General features: G+C 65.0%; 10 protein-coding genes. All 10 read left to right on the plus strand.

Translation table 11 applies throughout. The features are described from left to right. The first annotated feature begins 46 nt into the window (after window positions 1-46). The 10 genes from AAC645_RS16240 (at window position 47) to AAC645_RS16285 (ending at window position 8,957) form a co-directional block, all read left to right on the plus strand. Window positions 47-286 (plus strand): DUF3572 family protein, encoded by a 240-nt coding sequence (locus AAC645_RS16240; RefSeq protein ID WP_340317539.1) that lies wholly within the window; start codon window positions 47-49, stop codon window positions 284-286. Then, window positions 283-900, plus strand: a complete 618-nt coding sequence (locus AAC645_RS16245; RefSeq protein WP_340317540.1) for an HAD family hydrolase — start codon at window positions 283-285, stop codon at window positions 898-900. The genes AAC645_RS16240 and AAC645_RS16245 overlap by 4 nt, the downstream gene beginning before the upstream one ends. 31 nt (window positions 901-931) lie before the next feature. After that, the gene (locus tag AAC645_RS16250; RefSeq protein WP_340317541.1) at window positions 932-1,399 is read left to right on the plus strand and encodes a RidA family protein; all 468 of its coding nucleotides are present in this window, start codon (window positions 932-934) and stop codon (window positions 1,397-1,399) included. Then, a complete protein-coding gene (locus tag AAC645_RS16255; RefSeq protein ID WP_340317542.1) occupies window positions 1,377-2,138 on the plus strand; it encodes a glycerophosphodiester phosphodiesterase family protein in 762 nt (253 codons plus the stop codon). The genes AAC645_RS16250 and AAC645_RS16255 overlap by 23 nt, the downstream gene beginning before the upstream one ends. Before the next feature lie 4 nt (window positions 2,139-2,142). Further along, window positions 2,143-3,276 carry a GNAT family N-acetyltransferase gene (locus AAC645_RS16260; RefSeq protein WP_340317543.1) on the plus strand — a complete coding sequence of 378 codons (1,134 nt, stop codon included), beginning with the start codon at window positions 2,143-2,145 and terminating at the stop codon, window positions 3,274-3,276. Between the two features lie 50 nt (window positions 3,277-3,326). Continuing rightward, window positions 3,327-4,436 carry a sensor histidine kinase gene (locus AAC645_RS16265; protein ID WP_340317544.1) on the plus strand — a complete coding sequence of 370 codons (1,110 nt, stop codon included), beginning with the start codon at window positions 3,327-3,329 and terminating at the stop codon, window positions 4,434-4,436. Further along, window positions 4,433-5,233: a LytR/AlgR family response regulator transcription factor gene (locus AAC645_RS16270; RefSeq protein ID WP_340317545.1), complete on the plus strand. Its 801-nt coding sequence runs from the start codon at window positions 4,433-4,435 to the stop codon at window positions 5,231-5,233. The genes AAC645_RS16265 and AAC645_RS16270 overlap by 4 nt, the downstream gene beginning before the upstream one ends. A gap of 46 nt (window positions 5,234-5,279) precedes the next feature. After that, window positions 5,280-6,137: an HpcH/HpaI aldolase/citrate lyase family protein gene (locus AAC645_RS16275; protein WP_340317546.1), complete on the plus strand. Its 858-nt coding sequence runs from the start codon at window positions 5,280-5,282 to the stop codon at window positions 6,135-6,137. Window positions 6,138-6,285: 148 nt separating this feature from the next. Continuing rightward, window positions 6,286-8,334, plus strand: coding sequence for a PAS domain S-box protein (locus AAC645_RS16280; RefSeq protein WP_340317547.1), 2,049 nt, complete (start codon window positions 6,286-6,288; stop codon window positions 8,332-8,334). Next, a complete protein-coding gene (locus AAC645_RS16285) occupies window positions 8,331-8,957 on the plus strand; it encodes a response regulator transcription factor (protein WP_340317548.1) in 627 nt (208 codons plus the stop codon). Before AAC645_RS16280 ends, AAC645_RS16285 begins: the two co-directional genes overlap by 4 nt. Window positions 8,958-9,099 lie beyond the last annotated feature (142 nt).

Below are 9,099 nucleotides of genomic sequence, written 5' to 3' on the forward strand. Positions count from 1 at the left end.
CGAATCAAACCCCGCTAAAGTACGTGGTGCGTCGGACGATGCTGTGATGTCGATCTCACTTTCGGCTCTTGTCTGGACGCTCGAGGATCCCGCCCGTGCGCAACGGCTGCTCGACCTCACCGGGCTGACTCCCGACATCCTGCGGGCGGGGATCGGTGACCGGGCGATCCTGGCTGCGTTGCTCGATTTTCTTGCCGGCCACGAGCGCGATCTGGTCGCCTGTGCCGAAGCGATCGGGATCGGCCCTGCCGAGCTCATTGCCGCCAGGGATCGGCTGCAGGCATGAAGCGGCCGCTGCTGATCACCGATTGCGACGAGGTGCTGCTGCACATGGTCGCGCCGTTCCGTGATTGGCTCGACGAGGCGCATGACATCGACTTCGCGATGGAGCAGGCCGAATTCACGGGGTCGCTCACCCGCCGCGCCGACCGCAGCACGGTGGAGCCGGAGCATATCTGGCCGCTGCTCGACAATTTCTTCACGACGGAGATGCACCGCCAGACGCTGGTGCCGCACGCCGCCCGCGCCCTGGCGACGATCGCCGAACTCGCCGATATCGTCGTCCTCACCAACCTGACCGACGAATTCCACGGCAGCCGCGTCGCCCAGCTCGATGCGGTAGGGATCCGCCACCGCGTCCAGTGCAACCAGGGCGGCAAGGGCGGGCCGGTTGCAGATCTCGTGGCGGAATATCAGCCCAGCGCGACCGTATTCGTGGACGATCTGCCCGATCACCACAGCTCGGTTGCCCGCCACGCGCCGCAAGTCTGGCGGCTGCACATGGTAGCGGAACCGCGCGTTGCGATACACCGCCCAAAGGCGCCGCAGGCACATGCCCGCATCGACGACTGGGCGGAAGCGCTGCCGTGGATCATCGCGCGTTTCAGCGAGTCGGCTTGACGCTCGGCGGCGCGTACAAGAAAGAAGGCCCATGAGTATCGATGCGCGTCTCGCCGAACTGAACATCGTCCTGCCGGCTCCGGCCGCCCCCGTCGCCGCCTATGTGCCGGCGGTTGAGGCGGGCGGACTGCTCCACATCTCGGGTCAGCTGCCGTTTCGCGAAGATGGTTCGCTGATTGTCGGACGGCTGGGCCAGGATGTCGACTTGGCCGCGGGCGCCGAGGCTGCCCGGCGCTGCGCGGTAATGCTCATCGCGCAGATCAAGGCAGCCCTGGGCGGCGATCTCTCGCGGGTCGTGCGGATCGTCAAGCTCGGCGCCTTCATATCGTCGAACGCCGACTTCACCGAGCAGCCGAAGGTCGCCAATGGCGCGTCCGAGCTGATGCAGGCAGTGTTCGGCGAGGCGGGGCGCCACGCCCGCAGCGCGGTCGGGGTGCCGGTGCTCCCGCTCGGCGCCGCCGTGGAGATCGACGCGATTGTCGCTGTTCGGCCTCTTTGATCGCTGGCGCTTCCCGGTTCCCGACGCGCGCCGCGTCGGCTACCTGACCCGTACGCCTTTCGCCAATCGCGGGCTGCATGGCAGTCGCCTCGCGGAGAACAGCCGGGCGGCGGTGCAGGCCGCGGTCGAACATGGCTATGGCGTGAAGATCGACGTCCAGTTTAGCCTCGACGGGCTCGCCCATGTCTTCCGGGACTCCACCCTCGACCGCATGACCGCCGAGACCGGGCAGGTCCGCCACCTGTCCAGCAAGCAGCTGTCGCAGATCGGGCTCAACGGCACCGAGGAGACCATCCCGAAGCTCGACGAGATCCTTGCGATAGTCGCCGGCCGAACCCCGGTCATCGTCGAGCTGCGTGCGGTCGAAGGCCATGTCTCGCAGCTGTGCGTCGCCGTGCGCCATGCGATCGAAGGCTATCGCGGAGAGGCTGCGGTGATGTCGCTTCATGGCGAGGTGCCGCGCTGGTTCGCGTCGCATGGCAGCCGGATCACGCGCGGGCTGATGCTGTCGGACAGCAGCGAATATGCCAAGGAGGAAGGCGCCGAGAGGATCAAGGCGCTATGGCGGGCGCGTCCCGAATTCCTGGCGATCGACATCGAGGATCTGCCCAACCGCTTCGCGCTGCGCCAGCGCAATCGCGGCATACCGATCCTGGCCTGGACCGTCGATTCGGCCGAGCAGCAGTCGATCGCAGCCGATTGCAGCGATCAGATCATCTTCGAGGCGCCGGGATGGTGAGGGCATGGTAGGAAACCTCACCGCCAGAATGGCGGAGGGGGTGACCAGCTTCGATCGCGATGAATGGGATGCCTGCGCTGGTACCGCGAACCCGTTCGTCTCGCATGATTTCCTGTCGGTGCTCGAGCTGTCGGGCAGTGCGGTCGCGCGCACCGGCTGGCAGCCGGTGCCGATCGCGATCGATGGCGCCGATGGCCGCCCCGCCGCGATCCTGCCGGCCTATGCCAAGAGCCACAGCCAGGGCGAATATGTGTTCGACCATGGCTGGGCCGACGCCTGGCACCGCGCCGGCGGCCAATATTATCCGAAATTGCAGATCGCGGTCCCGTTCAGCCCGGTGCCCGGACCGCGGTTGTTGCTGCGCGATCCCGACCTTGCGCCGCAGTTGATCGCTGCGGCCGAGAGGGTGGTGCGCGACAACGACATGTCGTCCGCGCATGCCACCTTCGTCGAGCCCGAGCAGGTGCCGCTGTTCGAGGCGGCAGGCTGGCTGATCCGGACCGACCGCCAGTTTCACTGGACCAATCGCGGCTATGGATGCTTCGACGATTTCCTCGCCCAGCTGGCGTCGCGCAAGCGCAAGACGATCCGCAAGGAGCGCGCCGCGGCGGTCGAGGGGCTCGAGATCGTCCATCTGAGCGGCGCCGCGATCGAGGAGCGGTACTGGGACGCTTTCTGGCACTTCTATCAGGACACGGGCGCGCGGAAATGGGGACGGCCCTATCTTACCCGGTCCTTTTTCACGCTGCTCGGCCAGCGCATGGCCGATCGGGTGCTGCTGATCATGGCGCTGCGCGACGGAAGGCCGATCGCGGGTGCGCTGAACCTGATCGGCGCGGACGCGCTATATGGCCGCAACTGGGGTGCGCTCGAGGAAGTGCCCTTTCTCCATTTCGAGCTATGCTATTATCAGGCGATCGACGCTGCGATCGCGCGCGGGCTGCAACGGGTCGAGGCCGGAGCGCAGGGCGAGCACAAACTGGCCCGGGGCTATGAGCCGGTGGCGACCTGGTCCGCGCACTATATCCCCAATCCCAATTTCCGGCGCGCGGTTGCCGACTATCTCGCGCATGAGCGCCGCGCGATCGAGGCGAACATCGAAAATCTGGCGGAGTTTACCCCCTTCCGGCGCGGCTAGAGCAAGCTCTAGGCTAAACAAATGCGTCGGCATCGGCTATTCGGATCGCGATGCCCATTCCCCTGCTCGGTGAAAAACCGTTTTTTGACGACAAGAATCACGCTTTCTGGGTCCTCCAGTCGGCGGGATGGACCGGCTATTTCGTACTACGCTCGCTGGGCGGGCTGGCCAACAACATGGGTCTGCTGTTCGTCGTCCCGACAGCGCTGACCACCGCCACCGGCTATTCGCTGACGCTTTTGATGGCATCGGCCTTTCGCCGGCTGATCCAGCTCAAGCCGATCGTCACCTGGTCGGTTTCGATTCTGATCCTGGTGATCGCGTCGGCGATCTTCTCGTCGATCGAAACCTGGGCGCACGCGACCTTCTACCGGCCGCAGGAAATGCCCGAGGGCATCCAGTTCTTCGGCGCGATCCTGCTGGATTTTTCGCTGCTCGCGGCATGGTCGGCGCTCTATTACGGCATCAATTTCCATCTTCTGCTCGAACAGCAGAGCGACCGGGTGGTGCGGCTCGAAAGCCAGGCTTCTTCAGCGCAGTTGGCGATGCTGCGCTACCAGCTCAACCCCCATTTCCTGTTCAACACGCTCAACTCGATCTCCACGCTGGTGCTGCTCAAGGAAACCCAGCGCGCCAATGCGATGTTATCGCGGCTCTCCTCCTTCCTGCGCTACACCCTCGCCAACGAGCCCGAGGGCACGGTGAGCCTGACCCAGGAGGTCGAGACTCTCAAACTCTATCTGGAGATAGAGAAGATGCGCTTCGAGGACCGGTTGCGCGCACATTTCGAGATCGATCCGGCGGCATCGGAGGTCCGGCTACCGTCGCTGCTGCTCCAGCCGCTGGTCGAAAATGCCATCAAATATGCGGTGACGCCGCTCGAGGAGGGAGCCGACATCAGCGTCCAGGCCCGGGTGATGGGTGGCGACCGCGAGCGCCGGGTGATCATAACCGTGTCCGACACCGGTCCGGGGTTGACCGACGGTGCTGCACGTCCCACCTATTCAACAGGCGTCGGTTTGGCGAACATTCGCGACAGACTGGCGCAGGCCTATGGTACCGATCAGCGATTTGAGGTCCAGACTGGCCGCGACGAAGGCTTCGGTGTCGTGATCGACATCCCCTTCCATACCGCGAAACAGCGCAAGGATAGTGAATGACCATCCGAACCATTCTCGTCGATGACGAGCCGCTGGCCATACAGGGCCTTCAACTGAGGCTGGCACCGCACGAGGATGTCGAAATCATCGAAACCTGCCTGAATGGCCGTGAGGCCATCCGCGCGATCAAGACCCATAAGCCGGACCTCGTCTTCCTGGACATTCAGATGCCGGGATTCGACGGCTTTTCGGTGATCCAGGGGCTGATGGAGGTCGAACCGCCGCTGTTCGTCTTCGTTACCGCCTATCAGGATCACGCCATCCGCGCGTTCGAAGCGCAGGCGATGGACTATCTGCTGAAGCCGGTCGACGAGCAGCGCCTTGCCGACACGCTCGACCGCGTCCGCCAGAGGCTCGCCGAGAAGCGTGGCGTCGAGGAAGCCGGGCGACTCAAGGAGGTGCTGGCCGAGGTCGCCCCCGACGCGGCCGACAACTTCGTCGATAGCGACGACGCCCCGGCCTCGAACCGTTTCGAGAAGCTGATCAACATCAAGGATCGCGGCCAGATCTTCCGCGTCGACGTCGACACCATCGAGCGGATCGACGCCGCCGGCGACTATATGTGCATCTATACCGGCGACAACACGCTGATCCTGCGCGAGACGATGAAGGACCTCGAGAAGCGGCTGGATCCGCGTCGCTTCCAGCGCGTCCACCGGTCGACGATCGTCAATCTGGACCTCGTCCGTCAGGTCAAGCCACACACCAACGGCGAATGCTTTCTCGTGCTCGATTCGGGCGCGCAGGTGAAGGTCAGCCGTTCCTATCGCGAGGTCGTCGCCCGCTTCGTCCATTGACTTCTTCGTTTCTCCCCGGGACGGGGAGGAGACAGGAGAAGCTGCAATGACCATTCGCCCGCGCCGCAGTGCGCTCTACATGCCGGCATCGAATCTGCGCGCGATCGAGAAGGCGCGCAGCCTGCCGTGCGATGTGGTTATCCTCGATCTTGAAGATGCGGTGGCGCCCGAGGCCAAGGAGCAGGCCCGCGCCAATGCCGTCGACGCGGTCCGCGCTGGCGGCTTCGGCGCGCGCGAGCTGGTGATACGAGTCAATGCGATCGACACGCCATGGGGCGAAGCCGATATCGCCGCGGCTGCGGCGTCGGGCGCACATGCGGTGCTGGCGCCCAAGGTCGGAGATCCGGAGACGGTGCGGCGCTATCACGCCGCCATGGCATCCGCGGCCGCCGAGACGGGTTTCTGGGCGATGATAGAGAGCGTACGGGCGATCTTCCGGCTCGATCCCATCGCCGAAGCCATGGCGGTGCGGCCGGGCTGTTTCGTGCTCGGCACCAATGATCTCGCCAAGGAAATGGGCGCCCGACTTACCGTCGAGCGTACCCCTTTCCTGAGCATGATGGCGCAAGCCGTGGCAGCGGCGAAGGGCTACGGCCTCGCCGCGCTCGATGGCGTCTATAATGCGTTCGACGACGAAGCGGGGCTGGAGCGGCAGTGCGCCGAGGCCCGGGACTATGGCTTTGATGGCAAGACGCTGATCCATCCGCGCCAGATCGACATCGCGAACCGCCTGTTCAGCCCCTCGGATCAGGAGATTGCCTGGGCCGAGGCGGCGGTCGCCGGCTTCGCCGATCCGGAAAATCGATCGAAGGGAGCCATTCGTGTCGGCGGAGAGATGGTGGAGCGGCTGCACCTCGATCGGGCGCGCGTAATCCTCGCGATGGCAACCGGCCGGCTAGGCTAGAGCGAGAGCCGATCAGCGTAAAGGCCGTAAATGTCCAACTTTAAGCCCTTGGGCAGCGATGCTAGGCCTATCGCGTAATCACCGATACCCGGAAGGGAAGGACAGGCAGACGGGGCCCCAGAGTTTCATGTTCCGCGCGCGGGCGCGATTGGCTGACGATCGCACGAGCGTCGGCCTTTCGATGCTGCTTGCCGCCATTGCCACAGGCGCGGTCGTGGAGGTGGTGTCCATGTCGACTCGTCCGGAAGCTGCAGCGCCGCACGCGGTGGTCGGCCTTCTGGCGGCGGCTGCGCTGGCATGGTTTTGGCGCGCGCGCGCGCGGCCTTGCTCACCGATGCTGCTGGCGCGTCGGGAACTGATGCAGGCGGTAGAGATCGCCGCGGTGATGGTGGTCGATGAGCAGGACGTGATCCGACACTGGTCACGGGGATGCGAGGCACTCTTCGGCTGGACCGCGAGGGAAGCGGAGGGACAATATCGCAAGGCGCTGCTGCATAGTCAGCCTTCCGAATCGGACCAGTTCCTCTGGCAGCAGCTCAGGCGCGAGGGTAGCCTCGACATTGACGTTGTCCATTGCCATCGTGACGGGCGCGAGCTTGTCATCCACCATGCCATCAAGCTGTTCGACCACCTCGACGGGCGTTATTCCGGGGTGAACGCGCTGACCGACGTGACCGAATGGCGCAAAGCGGAAACCGCATTGCGGCTGAGTGAGGCACGGCTCGCCACCGCCGTCTCGGTCCAGGGGATCTTCATCTATGAGGTCGACCTGATCGCCGGCAAGACAATTTGGACTACCCGCAGGGAAGCATTTTTCGGAGGGCTGGGCGCTCCGTCCCACGCGCCCGAATCGGATTTCTCGTGGTGTTCCGACTGCAATGCGACGGTTCGCAATATCATCGACGAAGCGATCGCGACGGGCCAGGACCGTGCCCATTTCGACTTTCAGTTCCCCTTTCCCGACGGCAGTGACCGGCTCGCCGAAGGCTGGGCGCGAATCATTCGCGACGAAGACGGGCGGGCGGTGCGGCTGCTCGGCACCCATCTCGATGTCACCGAGCGGCGCGCGCGCGAGCAGGCGCTGCGTGCCGGCGAGGCCGAGCGGCGCGCGATCCTGGCGACTGTGCCCGACGCGATGTTCGTGTGCAGCGAGCGAGGCGTGATCCGTGCCTGCAGCGCAACCGCCTGCCAGTTGTTCGGCTATCTGGAGGCCGAGTTGCTCGGCCGCAACATGTTCGATCTTATCGAAGACGAGCGGGGCGAAGAGACCGTGCGCCGCGAGCTGATGGGTACCACGAACCCCGATCGCGAGACGCCCTGGCCGCTGCCTGTCGGCATCCGTCGCTCCGATGGCGAGCTTGTCCCAACCTCGTTCCTGGTCGGCGACGCGATGGTGGAGGGGATACGCATGCACGTCGTCTTCGGGCGCGACATGCGACCGATGATCGCTTCGGAGGAGCGGTTTCACCGCCTCAGCAACGATCTCGCCCAGGTTTCCCGCCTGGGTATGATGGGCGAGATGGCAGCTGCCCTCGCCCATGAGCTCAGCCAGCCACTGTCGGCGATCGTCAATTTCCTGGGAGCCGCCGACCTGATGCTCAATGCCGATGCCCGCGCCGATGTGCCGCGCTTGCGCCGCGCGCTCAGCTCGGCCAGCGGCCAGGCGTCGCGCGCGGGCGAGATCATCCGGCGTCTACGCGCCTTCATTTTGCGCGGCGAGGCCGACATGCGCGCCGAGCGGCTGGCCAGTCTGGTGCGGGAGGCAGCGGCTCTGGCGCTGTTCAACACCAGTACGTTCGGCGTCCGCCTGTCCTACGAGTTCGAGAATGAGCAGCGGCTGGTGCTGGGCGACCGTATCCAGATCCAGCAGGTGCTGGTCAACCTGATCAGGAATGCTGCCGACGCGATGGCGGCGCATGCCGGTGATCGGCGCGACCTGGTGATTTCCACGGCGATGACGAGAGACAATCTGATCGAGATAGCGGTGCGCGATTCGGGACCGGGCATTGCCGCGGAGATGCTCGAACGGCTGTTCAGCCCCTTTGCCACCACCAAGCGCGAGGGGCTCGGTTTTGGCCTCGCCATATCGCGCAGGATCGTCGAGGCGCATGGCGGCCAGCTGTCCGCGGAACCCGCGCCGGACGGCGGCGCGATCTTCCGCTTCACCTTGCCGGTGATGGAGGAGGTGCTGGCATGATGGCGCGGCACATCTACATCGTCGATGACGACGACGCCCTCCGCCAGTCGGTCGAGGTGCTGCTCGATGTCGCTGGCGGCTTCGCGACCGCCTCCTTCGCGTCGGGCGAAGCCTTCCTCGATCGCGTTCCCTATATCGAGGCCGGCTGCGTGCTGCTCGATCTCAACATGCCCGGGATCGACGGGCTCGAGGTACTGCGCCGGCTTCAACATCTAGACGACCGATTCGAGACGATCCTGCTGACCGGCCAGGGCGATATCGGCGTCGCGGTGGAGGCGATGAAGGCGGGCGCGATGGATTTCATCGAGAAGCCCTATGACAATCGCATGCTGCTCACGGCGCTGGACAACGGCTTCGCGCGAATCGGGGACCGCGAGCGGGAAGCGAACGCGATCCAGCAGGCGCGGGACGATATCGACCGACTCACCCCGCGCGAACGCGACGTGCTGCTCGGCCTGATCGACGGCAAGGCCAACAAGATCATTGCCTATGAACTCGATATCTCGCCCCGAACCGTCGAGATCTATCGGGCGAATCTGATGGACAAGCTCGGCGTGCGCAGCGTCGCGGAAGCGGTCCGCATCGCCTTTGCGGCCGGGCTGGTGCAGGTTTTCCGGCGCTGACGATCGGTCTGGCACCAGAGAAACGCCGGCGGAACAAAGGGTCGGAATCGCTGTTGGGCCATCCGGGGCTTGCCAACAGCCCGCTGCGCCGCAACATCGTTCCACCCGCCGCTTCTGGAGGCCATGCGCTTCATGTCTTCTT

This window comes from Rhizorhabdus argentea, from assembly GCF_037861105.1.
Taxonomy (GTDB): Bacteria; Pseudomonadota; Alphaproteobacteria; order Sphingomonadales; family Sphingomonadaceae; genus Rhizorhabdus; species Rhizorhabdus argentea.

What these genes read in the sequence shown, in the direction of transcription:
- AAC645_RS16265 (WP_340317544.1), top strand. Translation starts at nt 3,327, where the DNA reads ATGCCCATTCCCCTGCTCGGTGAAAAACCGTTTTTTGACGACAAGAAT.
- AAC645_RS16250 (WP_340317541.1), top strand. Translation starts at nt 932, where the DNA reads ATGAGTATCGATGCGCGTCTCGCCGAACTGAACATCGTCCTGCCGGCT.
- AAC645_RS16275 (WP_340317546.1), top strand. Translation starts at nt 5,280, where the DNA reads ATGACCATTCGCCCGCGCCGCAGTGCGCTCTACATGCCGGCATCGAAT.
- AAC645_RS16285 (WP_340317548.1), top strand. Translation starts at nt 8,331, where the DNA reads ATGATGGCGCGGCACATCTACATCGTCGATGACGACGACGCCCTCCGC.
- AAC645_RS16245 (WP_340317540.1), top strand. Translation starts at nt 283, where the DNA reads ATGAAGCGGCCGCTGCTGATCACCGATTGCGACGAGGTGCTGCTGCAC.
- AAC645_RS16240 (WP_340317539.1), top strand. Translation starts at nt 47, where the DNA reads ATGTCGATCTCACTTTCGGCTCTTGTCTGGACGCTCGAGGATCCCGCC.
- AAC645_RS16270 (WP_340317545.1), top strand. Translation starts at nt 4,433, where the DNA reads ATGACCATCCGAACCATTCTCGTCGATGACGAGCCGCTGGCCATACAG.
- AAC645_RS16260 (WP_340317543.1), top strand. Translation starts at nt 2,143, where the DNA reads ATGGTAGGAAACCTCACCGCCAGAATGGCGGAGGGGGTGACCAGCTTC.